At 51.1% G+C, this 24414-nt stretch carries 23 protein-coding genes and 1 tRNA gene; 5 read left to right on the plus strand and 19 right to left on the minus strand.

From position 1 onward, the window contains the following. Nucleotides 1-9: 9 nt before the first annotated feature. Nucleotides 10-960, minus strand: coding sequence for a signal peptide peptidase SppA (sppA, locus tag NW747_RS09675; protein ID WP_273187185.1), 951 nt, complete (start codon nt 958-960; stop codon nt 10-12). 174 nt (nt 961-1134) lie between these two features. Here sppA and NW747_RS09680 point away from each other — a divergent pair. Then, a tRNA-Glu gene (locus NW747_RS09680) sits at nt 1135-1210 on the plus strand. A 130-nt stretch (nt 1211-1340) separates the two neighbouring features. Here the strand turns inward: NW747_RS09680 and NW747_RS09685 are convergent. From NW747_RS09685 to NW747_RS09725, 9 genes are all read right to left on the minus strand, one after another. After that, a complete protein-coding gene (locus tag NW747_RS09685) occupies nt 1341-1676 on the minus strand; it encodes a branched-chain amino acid transporter permease (protein ID WP_273187187.1) in 336 nt (111 codons plus the stop codon). Beyond that, the gene (locus tag NW747_RS09690; RefSeq protein WP_273187189.1) at nt 1673-2386 is read right to left on the minus strand and encodes an AzlC family ABC transporter permease; all 714 of its coding nucleotides are present in this window, start codon (nt 2384-2386) and stop codon (nt 1673-1675) included. Before NW747_RS09690 ends, NW747_RS09685 begins: the two co-directional genes overlap by 4 nt. Nucleotides 2387-2649: 263 nt before the next feature. Next, nucleotides 2650-3435 (minus strand): gamma-glutamyl-gamma-aminobutyrate hydrolase family protein, encoded by a 786-nt coding sequence (locus NW747_RS09695; protein WP_273187190.1) that lies wholly within the window; start codon nt 3433-3435, stop codon nt 2650-2652. A gap of 301 nt (nt 3436-3736) precedes the next feature. Then, nucleotides 3737-4954 (minus strand): MFS transporter, encoded by a 1218-nt coding sequence (locus NW747_RS09700; RefSeq protein ID WP_273187192.1) that lies wholly within the window; start codon nt 4952-4954, stop codon nt 3737-3739. Nucleotides 4955-5184: 230 nt separating this feature from the next. Beyond that, entirely contained in the window at nt 5185-6258 is a 1074-nt protein-coding gene (locus NW747_RS09705; RefSeq protein WP_273187194.1) for a glycosyltransferase family 9 protein, read from the minus strand. Nucleotides 6259-6261: 3 nt separating this feature from the next. After that, on the minus strand, nt 6262-7716 hold the full coding sequence (gene rfaE2, locus NW747_RS09710) for a D-glycero-beta-D-manno-heptose 1-phosphate adenylyltransferase (protein WP_273187196.1): 1455 nt from the start codon (nt 7714-7716) through the stop codon (nt 6262-6264). Between the two features lie 11 nt (nt 7717-7727). Next, nucleotides 7728-8609 carry an L-serine ammonia-lyase, iron-sulfur-dependent, subunit alpha gene (gene sdaAA / locus NW747_RS09715; protein WP_008858784.1) on the minus strand — a complete coding sequence of 294 codons (882 nt, stop codon included), beginning with the start codon at nt 8607-8609 and terminating at the stop codon, nt 7728-7730. 10 nt (nt 8610-8619) lie between these two features. Continuing rightward, nucleotides 8620-9282 carry an L-serine ammonia-lyase, iron-sulfur-dependent subunit beta gene (gene sdaAB, locus NW747_RS09720; protein ID WP_273187198.1) on the minus strand — a complete coding sequence of 221 codons (663 nt, stop codon included), beginning with the start codon at nt 9280-9282 and terminating at the stop codon, nt 8620-8622. Between the two features lie 174 nt (nt 9283-9456). After that, complete coding sequence (locus NW747_RS09725) at nt 9457-10800, minus strand: LPO_1073/Vpar_1526 family protein (RefSeq protein WP_273187200.1); 1344 nt, start codon at nt 10798-10800, stop codon at nt 9457-9459. Between the two features lie 126 nt (nt 10801-10926). On the opposite strand from NW747_RS09725, the gene NW747_RS09730 reads away from it, so the two are divergent. The 3 genes from NW747_RS09730 (at nt 10927) to NW747_RS09740 (ending at nt 14047) form a co-directional block, all read left to right on the plus strand. Next, complete coding sequence (locus tag NW747_RS09730) at nt 10927-11715, plus strand: adenosylcobinamide amidohydrolase (protein ID WP_273187202.1); 789 nt, start codon at nt 10927-10929, stop codon at nt 11713-11715. A gap of 355 nt (nt 11716-12070) precedes the next feature. After that, nucleotides 12071-13111, plus strand: a complete 1041-nt coding sequence (locus NW747_RS09735) for a zeta toxin family protein (protein WP_273187203.1) — start codon at nt 12071-12073, stop codon at nt 13109-13111. A gap of 51 nt (nt 13112-13162) precedes the next feature. Continuing rightward, the gene (locus tag NW747_RS09740) at nt 13163-14047 is read left to right on the plus strand and encodes an epoxyqueuosine reductase (RefSeq protein ID WP_273187205.1); all 885 of its coding nucleotides are present in this window, start codon (nt 13163-13165) and stop codon (nt 14045-14047) included. Between the two features lie 221 nt (nt 14048-14268). On the opposite strand, the gene NW747_RS09745 is transcribed toward NW747_RS09740, so the two are convergent. The 5 genes from NW747_RS09745 to NW747_RS09765 form a co-directional block, all read right to left on the minus strand. Continuing rightward, the gene (locus NW747_RS09745; RefSeq protein WP_273187207.1) at nt 14269-15555 is read right to left on the minus strand and encodes a purple acid phosphatase family protein; all 1287 of its coding nucleotides are present in this window, start codon (nt 15553-15555) and stop codon (nt 14269-14271) included. Between the two features lie 183 nt (nt 15556-15738). Further along, nucleotides 15739-16524 (minus strand): TIGR03915 family putative DNA repair protein, encoded by a 786-nt coding sequence (locus tag NW747_RS09750; RefSeq protein WP_273187209.1) that lies wholly within the window; start codon nt 16522-16524, stop codon nt 15739-15741. Between the two features lie 12 nt (nt 16525-16536). Further along, entirely contained in the window at nt 16537-17781 is a 1245-nt protein-coding gene (locus NW747_RS09755; protein ID WP_273187210.1) for a putative DNA modification/repair radical SAM protein, read from the minus strand. A 112-nt stretch (nt 17782-17893) separates the two neighbouring features. Continuing rightward, nucleotides 17894-18070 carry a hypothetical protein gene (locus NW747_RS09760; protein WP_008858775.1) on the minus strand — a complete coding sequence of 59 codons (177 nt, stop codon included), beginning with the start codon at nt 18068-18070 and terminating at the stop codon, nt 17894-17896. 15 nt (nt 18071-18085) lie between these two features. After that, entirely contained in the window at nt 18086-19030 is a 945-nt protein-coding gene (locus NW747_RS09765) for a cytochrome d ubiquinol oxidase subunit II (protein ID WP_273187212.1), read from the minus strand. Between the two features lie 183 nt (nt 19031-19213). Between NW747_RS09765 and NW747_RS09770 the strand changes: the two genes are divergently transcribed. Next, nucleotides 19214-19474, plus strand: a complete 261-nt coding sequence (locus NW747_RS09770; protein WP_273187215.1) for a hypothetical protein — start codon at nt 19214-19216, stop codon at nt 19472-19474. Nucleotides 19475-19550: 76 nt separating this feature from the next. On the opposite strand, the gene NW747_RS09775 is transcribed toward NW747_RS09770, so the two are convergent. From NW747_RS09775 to NW747_RS09790, 4 genes are all read right to left on the minus strand, one after another. Beyond that, the gene (locus tag NW747_RS09775; protein WP_273187217.1) at nt 19551-20060 is read right to left on the minus strand and encodes a hypothetical protein; all 510 of its coding nucleotides are present in this window, start codon (nt 20058-20060) and stop codon (nt 19551-19553) included. A 164-nt stretch (nt 20061-20224) separates the two neighbouring features. Beyond that, entirely contained in the window at nt 20225-21532 is a 1308-nt protein-coding gene (locus tag NW747_RS09780; protein WP_273187219.1) for an FtsW/RodA/SpoVE family cell cycle protein, read from the minus strand. Next, entirely contained in the window at nt 21505-22155 is a 651-nt protein-coding gene (trmB, locus tag NW747_RS09785; RefSeq protein ID WP_008858770.1) for a tRNA (guanosine(46)-N7)-methyltransferase TrmB, read from the minus strand. The genes NW747_RS09780 and trmB overlap by 28 nt, the downstream gene beginning before the upstream one ends. Before the next feature lie 134 nt (nt 22156-22289). Continuing rightward, nucleotides 22290-24386 carry a sulfatase-like hydrolase/transferase gene (locus tag NW747_RS09790; RefSeq protein ID WP_273187221.1) on the minus strand — a complete coding sequence of 699 codons (2097 nt, stop codon included), beginning with the start codon at nt 24384-24386 and terminating at the stop codon, nt 22290-22292. Nucleotides 24387-24414: the final 28 nt, after the last annotated feature.

Below are 24414 nucleotides of genomic sequence, written 5' to 3' on the forward strand. Positions count from 1 at the left end.
CAATCCTCCTTACTTCATAGACGGCACAGAAGAGCCTGCCACAGACTCCTTGAAGGAATCGGCCAGCGCCTTTCCAAAGACACCAGACAGAGTTCTGGCCTCGCCGGAAAGGATGCCCTTCAGGGAAACACCGCTGCCATAACTTTTCACCGGAATATTTTCACTCTGGATGCCGCCGCTGGAAGCTGCATAGCTCAAAGCGTCGTAATAATTGCCCATGGCGTCCACCAGTCCCAGGTCCTGGGCCTGTTTTCCGGTGAGAATCCGGCCATCTGCAATGGAGCGTACCTTATTTTCATCCATTTTGCGTCCGTCTGCTACGGTCTGTACAAACTGGTTGTAAATATCATCCACCATGGTCTGCACCATTTCTTTTTCCTCCCCCGTCATGGGGCGGTACATGGAAAGGATATCCTTATGGGCGCCGCTCTTAATCTTTTCATTTTTAATGCCCAGCTTGTCCATCAGGTCTTCCACATTGGTGTAATCCATGTACACACCGATGCTTCCCGTAATCGTGGCAGGAGATGCAAAGATGTAATTGCCCTTGCTGGCCAGCCAGTAGCCTGCAGAAGCACACATATCTCCCATGGAAATGATAATGGGTTTGCCACTGCTCCTGATCTTATCCATTTCCTCTGCAATTTCCTGGGTGGCTCCCGTGGAACCGCCGGGGCTGTTGATACGCACCAGGATGGCCTTGGCCTGGGGATCCTTCCGGGCTGTCTGGAACTCTTTCATAATCTGCTCACTGGTCACACCGCTGCTGCCGGAGAGAATCGAATCGGTGTCGGGACCGCCATAAATGGGGCCATCTATACGAATCACCGCCACATAGCCCTGCTTGGCGCTTTCCACGCCGCTGTCCTTCCAGAAATCGGAAGTTCCTGCCGCAATGGCCGCAATCAGCAGAATCACAATGCAGAGCAGCATATATTTTCTTTTTGCTTCTATATTCATAACCTGCCTCCTCTTCAGGAAATGATGATTTCATCCATGTCAAAATCAGCTTACAGAAATTATAGCACACCCGGAGGGAGCCCGTCTTTCATAAATCTCAGGAGATGGAGAATCTTTTTCCTCCAATAGAACTCTTGCATTCAGGCGACGATTCATGTATAATAAATCATACATGGCCGGTTAGTCAAACGGTTAAGACGCTGCGTTCTCAGCGCAGAGAGTATGGGTTCGAATCCCATACCGGTCACCATGGAAAAAAGAGTACTGGAAGGTACTCTTTTTTTGTGCACTGTTTTTCGTTTTTCTTTTCCCCCTGACCTGCAGAAATGAAGAAATCAGAACAGAAAAGAGTCCCTTTCGCCTGCACTGATGATTGTTCGTCAGAACACATACTGCACCAGAAACATATAAAAGAGTGTGCCCCCTGCCATGGAGAGAAGCATCTGCCGTCTCCAGAGATGCAATAGAGCCGTGAGCCCCATACCCAGAGCTTCCGGAATGCCGTGACTGCCGGAGAGGAGGGAAACATCCTTCAGGCAGTACACCACCAGCAGGGCAAAAACGGCGGAAGGAAGTGCTTTCCCCAGGTATTTCACATAGCCGGGAAGACGGCTTCCCGGTTTGAAAATCAGAAAAGGAAGAAACCGGGTAGTCATGGTTCCCAGAACGCAGAGAGCTATGGTCGCTATCTGCTGCCACAAAGGCATGGACGTCATAAAAATCCACCCGCTTTCTCTATGGGCTTTCTAAGCAGGGCAAGCACCAGAAGCATACCTGCCATGGCAGGTATAATGAAGGCATCCTTTCCGAAGAAAAAAAGGGAGAGTATCGAAGCGGCAAGGCCGATGAGGGCGGTGTAATGCTTCCCTTCCTTCAGCCACTGCTCCAGAAATACCACAAGGAACATGGTAGTCATCACAAAGGAAAGGCCTTTCGTATCAAAAGAAACAAGGGATCCCAACAGGCCGCCGATCATGGCGCCGGAAACCCAGTAGGTATAATCCAGGAAAGACACCCAGAAATAGTACCAGCCCCTGTCCACATCGTAAGGAATGGTGGCGGAATAGTTCAGTGCAAAAGTTTCGTCACACATCCAGAAAATCAGGAAAGGTTTCTTCCATCCCGTTCCCCTGTACTTTTCCAGCATGGCCAGACCATAAAACAGATGTCGGGCCTGTACCGTCAGTGCCACCACCAGCGTCTGCCAGGGCGCAAAGGAAGAAAGCAGCATGGATACCGTCACAAATTCCAGAGAACCGCCAAATATGAACATGGCCATAAGGGTAGGATATATAAAAGAAAAGCCCAGGGTATACATATAAAAGCCATAGGCAAAGGCAATAAACCAGAACCCTGCAAATATGGGAATGGTGCAGGGAAAAGCCTCATGCAGTGCTTTCCATACCGGAGACGAAGAGGAATACATAGGCCCTCCTTAGAAAAACAATAAAGGATACCTGTCCTGCTTTACAGGTATCCTTTATTGTATGGAAAAGAAAAGGAGAATGCAAGAGGCAGGGCGCCCTTTGGGCGCCAGAGCAGGCACCTCCTTCGCAGTATTCTCTCTCCTTTTAAAGGAAGAAGACCGCCCCTTTAATCCGGTATCCCGGTGCCTCTGACGCCACCTTAAAAGTGGCGTCCTTCTGTCAAAGACGCCACTTTTAATGATCATATATTATTTATCATCCCCTACCCCAGGCGGATCGTGTCATGGGTGGTGAGGTCCGGCGGGAGGAAAGGCGAGAGGCCGTGAACCGTCCGGCTGCCGGCGGCTTCGGTGAAGGCTTCGAAAATAGCCATATCCAAGCCGTCGTAGGTATAGGAGTATTCCGGATGCCACTGTACGGCCCAGAGGAATTTCTTAGCCGGTGCATAGGCCGCTTCCACCAGACCGTCTTCCGATACGGCCATGGGCTTCAGGGATTCCGCCAGCTTCTTCACTGCCTGATGGTGAAGAGAATTCACGCCCAGGAAGTTCACACCCAGTCTTTCATAGAGAGGGCTTCCGGTAAGGATGCTGTTGAAATGAGCCACCCAGTCATAGGCAAAGTCCATGACATGGTTCGGAGCATGAAGGGTGGGACATTCAGCAGCAATGTCCTGATATAGGCTGCCGCCCAAGAGAGCATTCATCAGTTCCAGGCCCCGGCAGATGCCAAGAGCCGGCACATCATGATCCCAGCAGTAATGGAACACCATAGTTTCCAGCTCATCCCGTGCCGGGCACACCGGCCCGCAGACCGGCCGTTTCTCTTCGCCATAGAGGGAAGGCGATATATCCTGTCCGCCGGTAAAGAGGAACCCGTCAAAGTCCTCTGCCATGTCTCCAAATTCCTCTTCTGTCAAATGAAGAGGAAGAATGACGGGAATTCCGCCAGCTTCTTTAATGGAATCCATGTATCCCGGCAGCATCCAGATACTTTCCTTTTCTTCGTCCCACAGCGGCATAACCGCGATCTTTGGCTTTCGCATCATCAACACCTCCTGTTTGACAGGAAATCTTCCTGCCTACTATATAAAATAATAATCCATTCAATCCCCCATAAACAAAAAGATGCTGCCATGGGGCAGCATCTTCGCCGAAAGCAAAAAGGTACTGATTTTTATCAGCGCCTTTGCCTTTCTGAAATTCTATGTCCATAGTATAGCGGAAACTGTATTAAAAGGCAAGGAGCCTGCTTAAGAAGAATTTTATAGCCATTTCAAGAAAAATAAAGGTGCCTGGCCATGGAAGAAATCCCATAAACCGCCATGCACACAAAATCTGATGAAGGCCCTATAAATGAATCGCTGCTTCTTTACCCTTTACAGGCCGTGCGAAGAGAAGGAGCAGTGCGATTTCCAAAGCCCCTATCAGAAGAAGGCCCAGGGAAGTTCCCACCCCTTCGATGATGGCGCTCACCAGCAGGGAGCCAAAAGGCGCACTTCCCAGGAATACGAAGGTATAGAGTCCCATAATGCGGCCCAGAAATTCCTTGGGCGATGCCATCTGGATCACCGTATTGCAGTTCACAATGAAGGCGATAACGAAAAAGCCCAGAAGGCCGAAAAGAATCAGGGCAGGAATGAAATAGGATACAAAGCTCACTGCCATGAGGAGCAGGCCGCAAAGGATGGCGGATCCGAAAATCATCCCATGGGACAGATGATTCCGGGATGCTCCTGCCAAAAGGCCGCTGACCATGGAACCGGCACCGGCTGCGAAAAGAATGGAGCCGAAGCCGTCAATACCGGCATGAAGCACCCGGTCTGCAAAGAGAGGGCCGTAGGTGCCCATGTTCAGTATAAGCCCGCTCACAATGCCGGCGGCAATAAGGTTCTTATAGATGAGGGGATTATTTTTCGCCTGCATCAGACCTTCCCTGATTTCATGGAGAGGATGCCGTTCTTCCATTGTAGTGATGACGGAATTCACATCCATGCGGCTGTAGGCAAAAATAATGGGTATCAGGGACAGGGCATTCATGAAGAAAATGGTACTGTAGGAAAGATATTTCAAGAGGAACGCCGCCAGAAGAGGACCCGCCATACGGGTAATGTTGAAATTGGCAGAGTTCAGGCTGATGGCGCTGTGAAGAGCCTTCTTCCCCACCAGCTCCGGCATGAAGGCCATGCGAGCAGGCATGTCAAAGCTGTCAATGGTGCCGATGAAGAAAGCAAAGAACAGTATCCAGCCATAGGTTTCATGGCCGGTCCACAAAAGAAGACCCAGAAGGGATGCCTGAAGAAGGTAGAAAAGCTGGGTTCCCAGAAGAATTTTCCGTTTATTGTGCTTATCAATCCAAAGCCCTGTAAAAAGGGTGAAAAAAAGGCTGGGTGCAAACTGGCAGGCAGCCAGCAGCCCCAGCAGAAAGGCAGAGTCCGTCATGGTATATACCAGCCACTGCTGGGCAGTGAGCTGAAGCCAGAATCCAATCAGCGCAATCCACTGGGTCATCCAGAATATTCGATAATTTCTGACCTGCAGCGCAGGAAATAGAGAAAGAAGGTGCATAGAGCCTCCCGTAATTGATAGAAATATTTTTATATTTGCATGTAGATTATATCACATTCAACAAAAAAATGCTTTCTCCATCATGAGAAAGCATTCGTACAAATAGGAAGTGGTGGCGGCTTCGCCGCAGGGATATCGCCCTCTCCTGTGGAAAGGACCTGCCTGTCCGGTACTTATGCCCTGTCTTCCTTCGCAGATAGAGCCTGGTTCCACCATATCCTGCCAGCACGCTATTTCATCTTTTCCGACTTAGTCAGAGCCTCTTCACCGGCAGCTATCACTTCTTCTGTGGTGATTTCTGAAATGGGAGTATAGTTTCCGGAAGCTATGGTTTTATTCACATGTTCCGGTCCCATGGGCATATCCCAGGAAGAAAGGGCTTTGGAGCAGGGGCCCAGGGGATGGTGGAATTTGGCATTGCTGGGGCCGAACATGGCAATGGTCGGTACACCCCGGCTGTCGAACACGTACATAGGGCCGCTGTCGTTGGTAAAGGCCAGAGCGCAACGTCCGGCAGCTGCCATGAATTCGCCCATGGAGAGCTTTCCTGCGGCTATGACGTACCTTTTCGATTCCATGGCGCTTACTGCCTTTTCAATGAGAGGAATTTCCGAGGGCACGCCGAAGAAAACGGGAATCAGCCCTTTTTTCGCAAAATGGTCAGCCACTTGTCCGTATTTTTCTGCAGGCCAGTTCTTTTCTGCCGTGGAACTTCCCACGGAAAAACCTGCCAGCCTGTCACCCGGCTGAATGCCCTGGGATTCATAAAACGCCCGGGCCTTCCTGTCCCATTCCGGAGAAGTAAAGGTACGCATGCCGCTGTGATGAAGATCTTTCACCCCCAGCCTTTCCAGTACCTTCAGATACTTGTCCACGGCATGGGAATTATAAGTTTCAATGGTCATGGGCCAGTCCATGAAAAAGGAATCTATCCGGGTGCCCTCTTCCCCGCCCCAGTGCTTTGGCCCCATGGCCAGGGCCAGGAGGGTGCTTCTGGTGGTGCCATGGAGGGTCAGAAGAATATCAGGATGGAGTTTTCCGATTTTCTTTCCCAGCTTCCAGGTGGCAGCCATCCCCTTTTCCTTACCGTGGCGGTCAAAGGGAATGATTTCATCCACGTTGGGATTGTATTTCACCGATTCCTGGAAACGGGCATCCATGACAAGGATGATTTTAGACCCCTTCGCCTCCCGGCGGAGCACTTCCAGAAAGGGGGAAATGGAAACCATGTCGCCGAAATAGAGCATGTAAATGAGGACAATGGTTTTGTTTGTCAGGTCCACTTGATAATGTTTTTCTTCCATGGCTTAGTCCCTGCGAATCTTATGAATGAGGCCGGTGGTGGAGTAACCATCCACGAAGGGAAGGATTTTCACTTCCCCTGCATACTGCCTTCCTGCCACTTCTTCTACTTTGTAGTCTCCGCCTTTCACCAGAATATCCGGCTTCAGATGGGACAGCAGTTCTTCCGGTGTATCTTCACCGAAAATAACCACTTCATCCACACTCCGAAGGGAGGCCAGCATGAAACTCCTGTCTTCTTCGCTGTTTACCGGACGCTCGGGACCTTTCAGCTTTTTCACCGATTCATCACTGTTCAGGCCTACAATCAGATGGTCCCCCAGGGAAGCGGCCTGCTGCAGATAGGTCAAATGGCCCCGGTGAAGGATATCGAAACAGCCATTGGTGAAAACCACCTTTTCACCCCTCTCCTTCCAGAGACGTACCTTCTGTTCCGCTTCTTTCCAGGTCAGAGGCTGGTAGGAAAGACGTACTTCCCCTTTCCTGTTCCAGGCTCGGATCAGTTCTTCCCGCCGGACCTGGTAGGTCCCTACTTTGGAAACCGCAATACCGGCGGCTTTGTTGGCCAATTCCAGAATGGTATCCATCGGAAGACCTGCGGCCACGGCGGAGGCGGTGACAGCCATGACCGTATCACCGGCGCCGGATACGTCGAAGACGTCCTGGGCGGCGGAAGCCCGATGAATGGCACCTTTTTCGCTGATGCAGGTAATGCCCTTTTCCGACCGGGTGACAAAAAGATGGGTAAGATGGTACTTTTCCCGCACTTTCTTCCCTGCTTCTTCCACTGCCTTGTCCTCATTGGGAATTTCTCTGCCCACGCAATCCGACAGTTCCTTCAGATTAGGCGTAATGCCAAAGGCGCCGTCATACTTGGTCCAGTCGGCCCCCTTGGGATCCACCAGCACCGGTACCTTATATGTCCGGGCAAGAGCAATCACCTTCTCTGAAAGTCCGGCGGTAATCATGCCTTTGCCGTAATCGGAAAGGACAATGACTCCAAGGCCTTGGGCCAGAAGATTTTCCAGCCATTCCAGCACGAAACGGCATTCTTCAGGAGAAGGATTCTTCTTTTCCTCGTAATCAAGGCGCATCATCTGCTGACGGGCGCCAAGGATCCGTATTTTGGCAGTGGTGTGGTAATGCTCGGCACAAATCATGCCGGACATATCAATGCCTGCCTGTTCCATGAGGGAGGTAAGCACCGCTCCGTCCGCATCATTGCCCTTCATACCGCAGGCATAGACCTGGCAGGAAAGAGCCGCCAGATTGGCTGCCGTATTGGCAGCGCCGCCGGGTACTTCCCGCTGGGATTCCACCAGGTTCACCGGCACTGGAGCCTCCGGAGAAATGCGGTTCACCCTGCCTGTAATATAGCGGTCAGTCATCATATCGCCAATCACTGCCACTTTAATCTCTGTGATTTCTTTTTCTAAAAAACGTACTCCGTCCTGCTGCATAAATACTCCTGCTATTTCACCATAGCCGACTTTTTCAGGATTTCCTCATTGATTCTGCGGCCTGTCTTCGTAACTGCCAGGCCGGCGCGGCTAGTTTCCTTCAATTCTACGGGGAGGCGTCGTCCCACGTCCCCCATGGCCTCGATTACCTCATCGGGAGGGATGACGCTTTCGATGCCGTTCATGGCCATTTCCACCGCCAGAAGGGCGTGGACTGCGTGAAAGGCGTTCCGCTTCACGCAGGGCACTTCCACCAGTCCCCCTACCGGATCGCATACCAGGCCCAGTATATTTTTCAGAGCCAGGGCAAAGGCATTTCCTATCTGCCTGGTGGACCCTTTCAGTAAATCTACCGCAGCTGCCGCGGCCATGCCGCAGGCGGCGCCGCATTCGGCCTGGCATCCCCCTACGGCACCGGCAATGGATGCCTTTTCTGCAATCACCCTGCCAATGGCGCCGGCTGTAAAGAGGGCGCAGGTGATGTCATACATGGAAGCATTGGTTTCTTCCGCCACCGCAGAAAGGACGGCAGGAACGATGCCGCAGGACCCTGCCGTAGGGCAGGCTACGATGCGGTACATTTTCGCATTGGCCTCCGCCGTAGCAATGGCATAGGAGGCAGCCCGCTGGCACAGAGGGGAAATGAAGCGCATGTGTCCGGTAAACAGGCGATTTGCATCGCCGCCCACCAGGCCGCTGGCTGATTTGGAGGTATCGGACAGCCCCTTCTGGATGGACTCCCTGAAAATAGGAATGGTATATTTCATGCGGGCCCAGATTTCCTCATAACTTTTCCCGCTTTCTTCTGCTTCCACACGGCAGGCAATAATGCCGGGAGAGCATTTTTCTGCGTCTGCCACGGCAAACAGTTCTTTCATAGAATGATATTCCATAAAGCCCTCCTCAAATAATATCCAAAGCCATGACGTAGGTAATGTTCTCGTTAGAATTCTTCACTTTTTCCGCCACTGCCGGAGGCACGGGCTGGTCAGTGTGAATGATCATGACCGCATCGCTTCCCTTGCCCTTGCGGAAAAGACGCATGGTGGAAATATTAATCTTCTCTTTAGCCAGCTCTTCACACACCTTTGCCACCACCCCGGGCTTATCATAGTGCCTGGTGAGGAGGGTATACTCTTCCCCTGTGATTTCCACATCGTAACCGTCAATATTGGTCACCATAATGCGGCCGCCGCCAAGGGAGCGGCCCACCACCACCACATGGGCACCGTGAATTCCGTAGGCTTCAATTCTGGCCACATTGGGATGGCCCATATCCTCTTCCGAAAGATAGAAGGAAATATCGATGCCCCTCTCTTTGGCTATATTCAATGCATCACGAATGGTGCCGCTGTCCGGCGAATAGCCCATAAGGCCTGCTGCCAGAGCCCGGTCGGTGCCATGGCCTTTGCCGGTTTTTGCAAAGGAACCGTAGAGCGTAATTCTGGCTTCCTTCACCGGTTCCCCCAGGATAGCCCGGGCGGTCTGTCCGATTCTGGCCGCTCCGGCGGTGTGGGAGCTGGAAGGCCCTACCATCACCGGTCCAATGATATCAAAGATTCCCATGTTACCCCACCTTTTCAAATGATAGAAACGTTGACGACTCCGTCAAAAGACTTATGAAATCCAATCCCTGCCCCGCTTTTCGGAAACAAAAGAAAATCTGCCGCAGGACGGCAGATTTTGAATATTCCCCAATCCAAAGCCAACCGGCGCAAGGAAGCTCTTTTTATCAAGGAGTTACATCCAGTGGCTGAGATCGAAATCTTCGCCAATGGTTTCACGGATACAGATTTTTGCAATGTACATGCCCATCAGAGTGAGGGAAGAACGGCGGATCATGCTGTTATCCCAGATATTCTGCAGCTTCTCCAGATCCGGGGACACCTTGCTGAGAATATATCCCATTTCCTTCCGGTCATAATTCACAGGACGGGATTCCACCAGCGCCAGGATGCTCCTTCTGGTGACCTCATCATCCAGACCCATGTCATCAAAGAGACCTGCCAGAGTAGATTCATCCACAGCCGCCGGCTTGATATAGGAATTATAGAGACTGGGCACCAGAGTGCCTTCCGGCCAGGCGCTGTACACCGAAGCCAGCTCACTCTTCATGCAGCCCCGGAAGGCGAAAATCAAAGGATAGGAATCATGAAGCACCTGGCCAAAGGGAATATCCTTATTGGCCAGAGATACGCAGTGGAGATACTCCAGCTGCTGGTAGCCTGTATACTCATCGGGCAGCTTGTAAAGGAAGGGCGTAATGTACTTTTCCGCATACTTTCTCAAATGTTCTGCATCCACATTGTCCGTATTTCTGGAATAGTGGAAAATGAGAAGGAGCGCCAGGGCATGGAATTCACTTTCCTCCATGCGGGGCATGGCCTTCAGTGCATCATAGGCCAGGATAGTCTTCGTATCAGACCGGCTGCCTCTGGCTACATCGGAAAAGGCATCGGTCACCATTTCCAGCACCGTCGGCGTAGGCATCATTACATAGGTGCGCTGGGCGTTCTGCATGGCTTCCTGCACCATAATATGGGTCAGCGTATCCACGGCTTCCCGGTTCTTCATGTGGAGCCCTTCGATGAGATGCTGGGTGACCCGGCGGGTATCCTGCTCCACCGTAGAAGAAACAGCACCGTAGCGGTTCAGGAAATGACGGACGAAGTATTCCTCCAGCGATGTAAGATCCGGCGCCGAAGTAAACACATGAGGTTCTTTTTCCGGCGGGAAGGGACTGCCGGTACTGGCAGCAGAGAAGGCATCCCGGGCTTTGGATTCACCAAAATCCTTCCTGGTGAACACTTTCGTCTTTTCCTCTTCCTCCTCATCAAAACGCACGGGAGCGGGGCGCTTCGGTTTCACAGGAATAATCCGGGTAGCATCATCCACGGGAGCGGCCTTATGGACAGGAGACTTCTTCTCCTTTTCCAAATCAGGAAGCCCCTTCTTTTCCTCCTCTCCGTTCTCCATTTCTTCTGCTTTTCTGCGCTTCATGGGGAAACCGCAGATAATGAAATAGGAAACGGCAAAGAAAAGCGCTGCTACCGCAGCGAGCACTATATAAGGAATAATAACCATGAAATCTCCTCATTCTCATAAACTGACATAAATTCAGTTACATGGTATCATATTTTCGGATTCACTTCAATCATACCATGGTACCCATAGTATAATAATATTACTATAAATGCAAAGGAGAATATGATGGAAGAAATAGAACTTGCCATTCCCGGATGTTTTCTGTCCGTATCCGATGATGACCTGCTTATTACCTCAAACCGGCCGCTCAGCTCCCTTTCCACCGCCATTTACGGCGGCGGACTCAGAACCATTCGCTATGCCTTAAACCACAGGCTCACTCACTATTACCCATCGGAAAAAGACTTCCCCGGCGGCTCCGTATCAGCCTATCTGGAAGAGTGCGCCAGAAGATTGACTGCGGATCCCGAAGAAAGCGCCGTCCTCCTCACTGCCGCCACCGTAAGCCTTTATTCCCATAAAATCATCCAAACCGGTCCGGTAACCGTGGAAATCGTAACCACCGGCGGCGTAGAAAAAACAGCCTGCCGCGCCTCCTCCCCTGCCCTCTACCGGGAAGAGGAAGGCCTCTTTGCGCCTCTGGGCACCATCAACATGATGGTACTCCTGAAAGGCCGCCTCCCCGACGGCATTATGGCCAGGGCCTTCATCACCCTGACCGAAGGGAAAACCGCCGCCCTTCAGGACCTGGGCATTGCCGATGTCAATAACGGCCTTCCTGCCACCGGAACCGGCACCGACGGCATTACCTTCATCACCGATCCCAAGGGCCCCCTCTTCACCGACGCCGGCCCCTTCTCCGAACTGGGCGCCGCCCTGGCAAAAGCTGCTTATGAATCGGTCACAGAATGCCTGGTAAAATACGACCACCCCTGGAATGCATCGCCCCTCCTGCAGACACCGGATGCTGTAGATTTGAACAAATTAAAGAACACCCCGCCCAAAGAGAACTAATAACGGCAGAAAGCGGTCTGTTCATGAAAAGAAAAGGGAGTAAAAGAGGGGCCATAATCCCCATTCCCGACTATCGGCTATCGGCTACCAGCTGTCGGCTGTCAGCTTTCCGATTCCCGAGTCCCCAGTTGGTTGTTCAAATCATTTAAAAAAACGATAAGCAAATTTGGAAAGCGGTAAGCGGATAGCGGACAGCTGGTCCCTACATCGGCTCCCGATTCTCCATTCCCCAGTCCCCAGCCTCCAGTCCCCAGTCCCCATTCCCCACTCCCCATTAAAAAAATAGACAAATCCCCTGCTCTTTGTTATGATTGATAATAGTATATTGTATTTATAAAAAGGAGTTGGTCAGGCTATGCCCTATGACGAGCGGACAATCAGCGAATTAAGTGAATCTGCGGAAATTACCCCTATGGGAATCCAGCTGGAAGTGAATGCGGAAATTTTTACCACCATCCACAACCTGCTTTGGACCGTGAAAGATGAAGTGGAAATCGACAGGGCTGATGAGTCCCGTCTGTACAGTCTCTGGCGCACCACCATCCGCGAGATGTCACTCATTGAGCTCCGCAAAGGACACGGTCTTCCCATGTCTACCCAGGTAGGCATGCTCCAGGAAGCATATAATATAGAAACCCGTTACATGGCGGACCAGATTTTCCGTCCGGTGAACATGAAGCTTGCCCGCCAGATGGCTGAGAGGGAAAGCGGCTTTCATGAGGATGAAATGAATGACCTCTTTGAGCGCACTGTTTGGCCGTCGGTGAAGGAAAACAAAACGGGAAATCAGAAGCACCCCATGGCCTTCATCATTGCCGGACAGCCCGGTTCCGGAAAGACCCGCATGTCTTCCATGATTATCGAAGAGTACGGCGGTAATATCATCCAGTCCATGAGTGATAATTTCCGGGGATTCCACCCCCGTTTCCGGCAGCTGCTCAAGAAATACGGCCAGTACTGCGCCTGCTTTTCCATAGAACAGGGGAAATACCTGTCGGACCTGACCATGAAAAAGGCGGCAGAAGGCCGGTACCACATCCTCCAGGAAGGTTCTCTGGAAAACGTGGCCCATACGCTGGACTATATTCCCTACCTGAAAGACATGGGCTATGAAATCTGCGTACTCCTTCGGGCCTGCCCGAAAAAGGAAAGCTGGAAGGCCATTCACCAGCTCTTCCTTCAGCAGCGGCTGAAAGCTCCCGGCCTTTCCCGGCTCATTACGAAGGACCATCACGACAAAGCCTGCATGGCCTTCCTCTCTGCCACCAATGACCTCATCAGTCAGAATCTCATGGACCGGCTCATTATCAAGAGCCCCAAGGGACTTCTTTACGACAGCGATGATATGCCTACGGAGAGGGTCAGCGAACTTCTGGCCAGACGAATGGTTAAATAAAAGCAGCGGCGCCCTGAAAGCGCCGCTTTATTCATTTCAAAGGAAATTCCCATGGATCCGAAAACACTTTTCCTGGAAACCGCCCGATCTCTTCGGCTCACAGCCTGCGGCGCCTGCAGCATTGATTTTTCAAAGGACCTTTCTCAGGCTCTCTCCAAAGCCGGCCCCGTCCCCTTTGCACCGGCGGAAGCGGAAAAACGGCTTTCGCCGGAAAGCCTCCTTCCCGGTGCCCGCTCTTTCTTTGTCATTCTATTTCCCTATAAAACGGAAGAAAGGGAAATGGGAAACATTGCCCTCTACGCCCGAAGTGAAGACTATCACCGGGTCAATCACCGGTACATGGACCGCATCATAGAGGTGGCAGCAAAAGCCTTTCCCCAGGCCCGTTTCAAATCTCTCACCGACACGTCCCCCATGGTGGACCGGTGGCTGGCCTACGCCGCAGGGCTGGGCTTCTTCGGAAGAAACCACTGCCTCATCCATCCGGTGTACGGTTCCTATGTCACCATCGGCGCCATCCTCACCACCCTTCCCCTTGCTCCCGATACCCCCCTCACCCTTTCCTGCGGAGACTGCCGCCTTTGTGAAAGGGCCTGCCCCGGGAAAATCATAGGGAAAGAGCCCTTCAACCCCTGGCACTGCAAATCCTATCTCACCCAGAAAAAAGAAGACCTCACCGAAGAAGAGCAGGCCATCATCCGAAAAACTCCCCTTATTTTCGGCTGCGACGGCTGCCAGAACTGCTGCCCCTACAACAGGAAAGCGCCGCCTTCTCCCCTTCCTGAAATCAGGGAAAACCGGATTCCCTTCCTCACAAAAGAAATGATGGAATCCATGTCAAACCGAGCCTTCGATAAAACCTATAAAAATTACGCCTTCGCCTGGAGAGGGAAAAAAGTACTTCTCCGAAACTGGCATATAGTTCATGAAAAGTAAAAAGAGGCTGTGAAAAAATGATTACCATTTTTTCACAGCCTCTTTTGGTTTTTCCTGTTTCCCGTGGCTGCCTTTCAGGGGAGGCAGCTGGAATGGGCAGGCGTCCTATACAATGATTTCCCGTGATTCCTGTACTTTCATGGCCTGCAGGAAATCCATGACACCGCAGCAGGGGGATTCTTATATTCCAAGGGCCGCTCAATGAATCGGTATGCCTATCCCTATTCTCCCTTCTTAACTACTGTTTCATGGAGTTTGGTACCGTCGGGGAGATAACCGGTCAGGGTCAACTGGCTGCCATCCGCTTCCAGAATGGAGTAGTTATCACTTTCCGGCTGGGGAGCCACGTACTGATCCAGTGCATGCTGTTTCCACAGATCCGGATAGCGTACGTTGCCGGAAAGGCCGTCAATGACATACACCGGCCCTTTATCTGACCGCTTGAAGTCATAGATATGACCTCTGTCCCGATAGGTATGCAGGTGCGCAGAAATCACCAGATCCACGCCATACTTGTCAAAGAAAGGCATGAAGGCCTGTCCTTCTTCCGAAAAGCCCTCTTCCCGGTGGGGACGATTTTCATCGGCAAAGCCGTACTGCAGGGGATCTTTGTGCATGAGCACCACTTTCCATTTCTGTTTTGTTTCCCGAAGATCCTTTTCCAGCCATACCTTTTCTTTTTCATACAGATCCGGCAGCCACTCTTTTTCTTCATACAGCGATGTATCCAGTACGGTGAAATGCACATCGCCCCAGTCGAAGGAATAGTAATGGTTTTTCAAATCCTTATTTCCATTATCGGGCAGATTGAAATGGGTGAGATAGCGTTGAGGCATATGGTTCTTCCAGTCCAGGGAGTAGGCTTCGTGGTTGCCCAGCGCCGGTGCCACGGGGATGCGGGAAAGAAGATCCCCGCTGCTTTCAAACCAGGTCTGCCACTGGTATTCATCTTCTCCATTGTCTACCAGATCTCCCAGAGCAATCATGAAAGCAGCATCCTGGTTGTCCTTAGCCGCCTCATGTATCAGATTCTTCCAGTCCGTATAATCGGAGCTTTGGGAATCAGAGGTCACAATGGCCTTGAAAGGGCCTCCATTATCGGTATGAAGGGGATACCAGGAGCTCACCCGGTTTTCTTCCCTTGTTCTGTATTCATAATCCGTCCCTTTTTCCAGCCCCTTCAGCTCTGCTGTATATACAGTGCCGTTAGAAATGCCCCGATTTCCTTCCAGCCTTTCACCGGAAGCGGAAACGCTGTAAATGGTGTCGGTTCCTTTCTTTCTATATTCCAGAGAATTTTCCTTGTCCGTAGGCATTTCCCACATGACAGTCCGTCCCTTTTCATTATCTCCTGCCACCACCTGATGCACGTTAAAGGGCTTCATGGTCTCCGTCACAGGGCCGGAAGCGGCCTGTCTGGATGAAGGAGCCGCCTGGTTTCCACAGCCCGCAGTGACGGCAGCAGTCAGTCCCAAAGCCACGAGCAGGGCTGTCCATTTCTGATTCATTCTGTTTCTCCTTTATTTTCATGTCTCTATGATGATGATAAAATGAATGGATAAAATCAATGATACTATTCTACAAGTTAAAGTAAACTTCAAGTCAAGTGCTTTTTCATGAAATCAGTTCTGCAGAAAGACGAACGCATCCCTCTGTCGGCACCGACTTGCAATCAACGTGCCAAACCGCTTCTATCGCCTTTCCTCCCCTTTCAGCGGCAGATCCGACCGGTTATAGGGATCTTCCATTTCTGTCAGAAGGCCCCAGTATTTCTTGGGGAGGAAATTTCTTCTTTCCCTGGGATTTCTTCTTTCTTCAATACCCATATGGCGGTAGTAGTTTTTCCACAGCCGGCGGAAATCTTCTTCTGATCCGCTGTATCTGACCTGCTGGTCTTCCTGTTCCACCATACCCATGAAGAGATGGCCGTTTTCGTAGATGGCTGCTTCCCGGCGTCCCTTATCGTAAATAGCCCAGCGTTTCTGAGAAAACCGCTGTTGGAAATGAACAGCCAGGAGGGGGAGAATGTGGTGGTCCGGCTTCATGACCGCATAGAGCATGCCGTCATCCAGTTCGCTGAACCGGAGAATGCCCCGAAATTTTTCCGCTTCGTTTCCCACTTCCCGGCACATGGCAAGAATATCCTGCACCCAGGGTTCTTTCCGGCAGGTATAAATCTTCTTTTCCCGCTTGAATCCTTCTTTCATAAAATAAAAGATTTTCATTTCCTTTCCTTCTTCGTTGGAAAGAAAAGCCCGGTACATCCAGCGCATCGCTTCTTTGCCGCACTTCTTTTCAAAGGCCGCCGCCACTTTTTCCGCATCCGGCAGGCGGGTGATGACAATGCTCTGGGCGCCGAAAAGGGGCACTTCTCCCCCTTCCAACAGAATGCCTTCCAGATGGCTGGTCCCGTGGTGGTAGATTTCATAAACGGTGGTCAAAAAGCCCACATAGGTTCCGTCATAAAAGAAATACATAGTATCCCTTCCTCAACTCTGGGTATCAAAAAGACTCATTTCCCGCACTTCCCTAACGGCCGTCCTGGAAATCAGGCGGCTGCGTAGCTGTTGGCTGTCAAGAGAAATCCCACCGTAATAGCGGCCGTTCACAGTCATGAAATAACAGGCCCTTTTCATGACGATACCAACCCTTCTTACATCTTCAAAAGAAAGGTTCCCGTAACGCCGGAGTTTGACAATGCGGAGTGCGCTTTTCACGCCGATGCCGGGCACCCGGAGAATCATTTCATAGGAAGCCCGGTTGATTTCTACAGGAAAGAGTTCCCTGTGCCTCAAGGCCCAGGTGCATTTGGGATCCAGCTCCTCATCAAAATCCGGTTCCTCCGGCGTAAGGATTTCTTCTGCCTGGAAATGATAGAACCGAAGGAGCCAATCTGCCTGGTACAGCCTGTTCTCCCGGGAAAGGGGCGGCCGCCTTAAGGCAGGCAGATTCTTTCCCTTCATCACCGGCACATAGGCGGAATAGTACCCCCTTTTCAAGGCGGCCTTCCGGTAAAGCCCCTGGGTAAGAAGGAGGATCTGCCGGTCGCTTTCTCCGCTGGCCCCCACAATGAGCTGGGTAGTCTGACCGGCCGGCACGAAGGAGGGAGCCTTTTTGAAATGTTTCTTTTCCTCCTTGTGCACTTCGATGGATTCTTTGAAAAATTTCATCGGTGCCAGAATGGCATTCCTTGTTTTCTGAGGCGCCAGAAGGCGGAGGGACTTTTCCGACGGCAGCTCTATATTCACGCTTACCCGATCCACGTACCGTCCCAGTTCATTGAGAAGGGCTTGATCCGTGCCCGGTATGCCTTTCATGTGGATATAGCCGTTGAAATGCTCCCGCTCCCGAAGCAGCCGGGCCACCTGGATAAGAAGCTCCGTGGTATAGTCGGGAGAGCGGATAATGCCGGAGGAAAGAAAAAGGCCTTCAATGTAGTTTCTCTTATAAAATTCAATGGTGAGAGTCACGATTTCTTCCGGCGTCAGCATGGCCCGCTTCGTATCATGGCTCCGCCGGTTCACGCAGTATTCACAGTCATAAATGCAGGAATTAGTCATCAGTATTTTTAAAAGAGACACACAGCGGCCATCGGCTGTCCAGGTATGACATATGCCGCTCTTATGGCCGTTTCCCAGTCCCCCTGCGTTGGCCCGGCTGGAGCCGCTGGATGAGCAGGATACATCGTACTTAGCCGCATCTGCCAGAATGTCCAGTTTTTCTCCGATATCCATATTTCCTCCTAGAACATTTTTTCTTGATTCATTATATCATAAAACAGAATGGTTGTTCCAGTGAAACTTCCATAAAAAAAACAGGCCTTCCAAGCCTGCTTTTCTATGAACCTTATTCCTTTTCTTCTGTATCCTTCTTTTCTACTTTTTTCAGAACCACAGAAGAGCCCTGCTTTTCTGCTTCAAACTTATCCTCTTCCGTCAGGTGTTCCGAATCCAGCACGATTTTCACACCCATGCGGTCCAGCATTTCATCAATCGTATGCTGTGTCTTAAAAAGTTCACCCATCAGTATCGTCCTCCATTACACATGATCTTTCCATTCATAATATTCTTTTTTACGAATCTGCCGCCAAAGGAAGGCCCCCAGGGTCCACACAAAGGCAATCACCAGAAGAGCCGTACTCGGCATGCCGTCCATGGCCTGCTTCAGGGAATCCACTTCCACCGTAAAAAGGGAAGGAAGAACAGCGGCATAGGCCGAAAGGTAAATGGCAATGGCAAAGAAAGAAGAAACATACGCCGCTGCCAGTCCCACTTTCACATGGCGCATACGGGTCATGAAGAAGGCTGCCACAAAGAGAATGGCTGTGGCCACCAGACTGATCCAGAAGAAGCTGCCGTAGGTATTGGAATCACCGGCATGACTCTTAAGAAGGATGGCCAGAATGATGTATACCACCACGGTGAGAACGCTGGATACCAGAAAAGCGGCGCGGAACCGTTCTGCCAGGGGATTCACCGCCTTCACCGCCCCATACAGGGTGCCCAGCTGGAAAGCAGCCAGAATCATCCAGAGAGCGCAGAAAATGCCGAGAACCGAAAATTGAGAACCGTCATTCATAAGAAGGGAAGAACCGGCCAGCCCCATCACCGCAAGGGCTGCATAGGAAAAGGCAGAAATTACCTTCATCACCGCCGGCTGGCTGAAGGAATTTCTGAAAAGGGACGCTGCCATGCGAAGAAGGGCCCCTGCTGCTACCAGCAGGATGAGGACAATATTTTCCGTGTGGAATAAATTATCCGAAACACCGGGAATGGCGGCTCCCATCATAAAGAGCCCCAGGAAATACCAGAGTTCATTACCGTCCAGACAGGGACGAAGAAGGCCAAGCACCGCCCTGTTTTCATCCCGGCTGCGGCACACCAGCGGTGCAGAAAGGCACAGGCCCCAATCCGCTGCTTCCAGGATCATGTATAATCCGAAAAAGCAGAGTGGCAAAAGCAATACATTCGAATCAGCGTTCATAAAATCCTCCAATGATGATTAAAGATAACACCCTTTAAAAGTATACCACAACAGGAAGGACTGCAACAAAATTTTTACCTGTCAAAAAGAAAACAGGGCGTCTCCGTTTTGAACTCCTCCTCTGAATCTGCTATGATAAAAATAAGAAATCAAGTGAAACTGATTGGCACAGGAGGGATACCTATGAATCTGTCTAAACTGGTAAAAGCACTTCTTTTGGCTCTGGCTGCCGCTGTGGTATCCAAAAAATTAAAGCCGAAGGCAAAAAACAGGATGGAAGAAATGGCAAGGCCCGATTCTTCCATGCCGGACGTATTAAAGCCACTGGAACCCATCACCAGGGCCTACTGGATTCTTCATCCCCAAAAAGCCCTCTATCTGTGGCTCTTCCAGAAATCCTTCGGCTTTGCCTGGAGCCTGGCTAAGAGATATTTCGGAAAATAAAGAGCCTCTGTCCCTATCACTCCTCCTCCACCCAGGAAAGGGAAATCAAAGGTCACACTTATCAGTGCTCCTTGACTCAGCGTCTTTCCGGTAACCTTCTTCCCCTGTCCATGGCGCCCAGGAGGGTAGCCTCTTTCCCTGCGGTATAGAGCATGAGGCCTCTGTAGAGGGATAAAAGAAAGGGAGCCCCCTTCTTTTCCAGGTCCCTGTCAGAAATAATGGGAAAGGCCCAGTCAGCAGTGTAAATCAAAGCAGAATGGAACTCTTCCTTTTGGAAGAAGGACAGTACATTGGCCTCTGCCAGACTGATGCCAAAGGGCGTTCCGCCATAGAGGGAAAGACCCTTTCCCCCTGCCCTGCCGGCAAAAAAGGCGAAACGGCCCGCTTTTTCCGGCGTATCAAAAAAGGCAAGAATGCTGCCTTCCTGGCCCCCTTCGACAGACCTTTCCTCCATGTCCCCTGCCAAAGCCAAAGATAGGTCCAACCCCTCCCCCGAAAGGGAAGAAGCCGCTTTTTGGAGAAGGAAAGAAGGTTTCGAATCTCCCTTGAAAAAGGCATACACCTGCAGTAATCTTTTTTCTTTCATTTCCATCATCCCTTTCCCTGTAAATCTTTCCGCCGGGAAAACACCGATTCATCCATAGCATCTGCCTGTAATAGAAATTGTATGCGCCCTGCCTCTCTGAGGCCGTCAAAGGGGCTGTGAAAAAATGAGTCACCATTTTTTCACAGCCCCTTTTTGATTTGGTTTCAAGACCTTGAACCGTAAACGGAGCCCGACAGTTCGCCGAAGGAAAGAGGACGGCCTTCCATGGCGGCAATCCGTTTTCTTCTTTCCTGTTCATCATATTCCCGAAGGCTCTGGGTCGCAGTACCCCAGATGAGACCCAGGGCAGCCATGTTCATGAGAAGAGACGTGCCACCAAAGGAGATGAAAGGCAGTGGTATGCCGGTGACCGGAAACCAGCCGATAACCATGGCAATGTTCACCAGCCCCTGCACGGAAATCAGAAGGGTCAGACCGTATACCAGAAGGGCCGGATAGGTTTCCTTCAGTTTTCTTCCCACTGACAGCCCGTAAAGCATGAAAGCCAGGTACAGGCAGAGCAGGGTGGCGGAGCCTATAAAGCCATACTCCTGACTGAATACGGCATAGGCAAAGTCGGTATATTGTTCCGGCAGATAGAGGAATTTGGAGAACCCCTCCCCCATGCCCTGGCCCAGAATGCCGCCGGAGCCCACGGCAATGAGACTCTGCATGGTCTGGTAGCCCATGCCCTGGGCATAGTCTTCCGGATGGAGGAGCACCACCAGCCGGGCCATGCGGTAGGGCGCCACAATGGCAAGCCCCAGGAAAAGAATAAAGGAAATCCCTAAGGACAGCAGGATTTCCAGAAGAGGCATGCCTGCAATGATGTAGAGAAGCCCCGGAAAAATAAGTATCATGCCGGCGGTACCCATATCAGGCTGTTTCAGCACCAGCACCGCCATAATGAGGGGCATGTAGAGCGGGGTGAAATAATGAAAAAGGCCAGCAAAGGTGGCACTCTTCTTTTTCCTTAGGGAGGGAATGAAAAGTCCCGCCACCGGCAGGAACAGGTGTCCGAAAATGGACATGCCCATGCGGGCATCAATCTTTTTGGCCAGATGGGCCGATGCCCAGACCAGGCCGGTGACTTTGGCAATTTCCGAAGGCTGGAGGGAAAAAGGTCCCAGTGAAATCCAGCGGGTAGCCCCATTCACCGTCCGTCCTGCCACCATAACAAGAGCCAGAAGACCAATGGTGCCCAGGCACCACAGGAAAGCCCCCTTCTTAATCACATGGTAATTCACCCGGGACAGAATGAATGCAAGAAGGCTGCTCACTCCCAGAAAAACCAGATGCCGCAGGATATGACTGTAGGGATTGGCACCGGACTCCATATTCATGTAATAGGTAGAGCTGTATACATTAAAAGCCCCCAGGATAATCAGTATGCCTGCCACGATGAACATCTTCTGCAGTGCCCGGGGCGCATACTTCATATCAATCAGGGACGTCTCGCTACGAGACGACATACCGGATTCCCCTTTCTGGAGAACTTTTCCTCATATTCCGTTTCCACGTCCCCTGCCACCGGAGCGGCATGAAGGTCATAGGTCACATGGGAAAGTTCCCAGCCCATCGCTTTAAATTCTTCAATGGAAAAATCAAAAAGGTCCTTATTGTCGGTTTTGAAGCGGATTTCTCCGCCTTCCTTCAGGATAAGGGCATACCGTTTCAGGAAATCCCTGTAAGTGAGACGACGCTTGGCATGCCGTTTCTTGGGCCAGGGATCGCTGAAATTCAGATAAATTACATCCACTTCCCCTTCGCCGAAGATATTCAGGATTTCGCTCACATCGCCCAGAATCAGACGCACATTGGTCAGCGGCGGTTCTTTTTCCGCCGTCTTTTTGGCGGCATAGTAAATGACCCCTTCCTGCACCTCCATGCCGATGAAATTCACCTGGGGATGGATGGCAGCCATGCCGGAAATAAACTGACCCTTGCCGGTGCCGAATTCCACATGGAGCTCATTTTCCGGATGGGGAAATACGCTTCGCCACTTTCCTTTCTGGTCGGTCGGTTCTTCCAGATACAAAATATCTGTGTATTCTTTGATTGCTTCATCAATCCACGGTTTCCTGCGAAGCCTCATATATTCGATATCCTCCTTGGGAAATACAGGAAATATATCCTGATTTATTCTTATAGTATCACAGCCCGAAAGGTTTGTCACAACAGGGTACGAATCTCCCCTCTCCCGGGCGGCCTGCCCCATGATGTGCGCCTTTAAGTTTCCTGGCTGGTGCCGGAATTTTCTACCTCCGGCATAGGCTGGGCAGAAATAGGAATCTGGTGGAAATTGTCCCAGTCAAAGCTCCTGTTTCCATCGGCCCTGGCTCTGTCTGCAATCTGCCTGTTCCACTGGTCATCCATGAAGGCCTGGTCACTTCCAAGCTGTTCCACGTCGTTTCGAATCATCACATTGCCGTACATGGTCATCAGTGTGGTCACATCTTTATCGAAGCGGGGAGAGAAGATGTCGGCAGTGGGATCGTAATGAGCAGCGGTGAGGCCCATGATGCCCATGAAGGTATCATAGAGCATATCGTTGGAGAAAGGCATATTTCTTCTTTCTATCATGGACTTCATTTCCACAGGATGGGAAGCCCTGTAGGCATCGGATGTGTAAATCCAGAAAGGAATATGGACCATGGTGTAGTCGAATTGGTCCGCATTGTGTCCCGGTCTTTCCGTCACCTGTTCCCCGTGGTCCGAGAAATAGAGCACACTGTCAGCGTGGAGCCAATTGGTGGCCTCGTTCATAATATTTTCCATCACGTAATCATTGAAAAGGACGGAATTATCATACTCATCATTCATGATTTCCGCAGTACTTCTAGTATTTCCGGGATTCCGGGGCCAATGGTAGAATTCCGACGGATACCGATCCCAGTAGCTTACATGGCTGCCCATGAGGTGCACCACAATCAGCTGGCGGCGGTTATTGGGATCCACTTTCCGAAGGTAGGGAATAAGGGCAGTGTCGTAATCCTTGGTCACCACGTCGGTGCCTACATAGGAATTGATCCAGTACTGGTCATCACAGGCCGAACCGATGGCGCCAATCGGCGTATCCCAGACGCCGAAACGGGACTGGTTGGAAATCCAGGTGGTCTTAAAGCCTGCCTCCCTTGCCAGGTCGATAATGGAATAGGCTTCTGCCAGATTCATGTCATTGTACTGGTTCTTTTCCGTCAGCGCTTCCGTCAGCACCTGCACCGTCTGGGTATAGCAGGAATAGCCGTGATTGAAGAACACATAGTGCGGATCGGCTGCCGCTTCCGTCTGGAAGGGCGTAGTCTTTCTGGAATAACCGTACACATTCATATGATCCCTGGTCAGGGATTCCCCGATAACGAGCACATAGACCCCGTCCGGTGCCGCCTTCAGCTGCCGCACAATATCTTTGTCTGCAATATGCATATGACGCCTTGCATTCACCATTTTTTGGAAATCAGAAAAACTATGCAGGGTTTCATAAGTTTCATAATACACATGGGCCAGTCTGGTGCCGCCGATGGAAAGGGCGCAGAGTCCCACATTCACAAAGAAAAGGAGGAGCATGCCAAACCAGGTCTTCCTGGACACCTGCTCCCGGTTGAAGCTGAAACGGCTTGCTTTGAAAATGAGCCAGCCCAGAATAAGAAGCGCTGCCACACCGGCTGCGATTTCCGCATAGGGAATATTCACCTCAATATACTCCATGGTTTCCGCCAGATTCGTCTGGGCCAGAGCCAGCAGCATATTAATAGAAATGAGGGAATGGGTAATCACATAATAGCCAATGTAGGTAAACTGCACCAGGATATAAAGGATAATCAGCACCACGCAGGCTATGCGGGCAATCATCCGCGCCTTCCCCGGCAGAATCCAGGCCGCCGACAGGCAGGACACAAAGAGGTAGAGCGGTGTGGACAGTTCGCCGCTCACATCGGACATATCCAGAAGCACCTCCGTCTGGGACGCCAGATAAGGCACGATAAGAGACAAAATCCACAGGAAGCCAATGGTCAGCCAGAGATGGACGGCAGCTCTCTTCAAATGATGGCGGATGAAGTAAGCCGTCACAAATCCCACCTGCAGGAAGAGAAGAAATACCTTCACCTGGGAAAAAGGTTCATACCCGCCGGGAGCGCCAAAATACCAGGACAGGAAGAAAGCCAAACAGAAAGGAATCAGCGTGGCAGCCGCCCACCACCGTTTCCAGTGGCCGGGACTTTCCTTCTGCAGAGGAGAAGAAATATGGCTCTCCCGGTATTCTTTTTTCATATGGTCTTTCGTCTTCCGAGTCTCTCTTTCGGAACCGCTCTTTGCATGATTCATGGATTTTACACCTTTTATATAATAAAAA

It is taken from the genome of Dialister succinatiphilus, from assembly GCF_928721695.1.
GTDB lineage: Bacteria > Bacillota > Negativicutes > Veillonellales > Dialisteraceae > Dialister > Dialister succinatiphilus.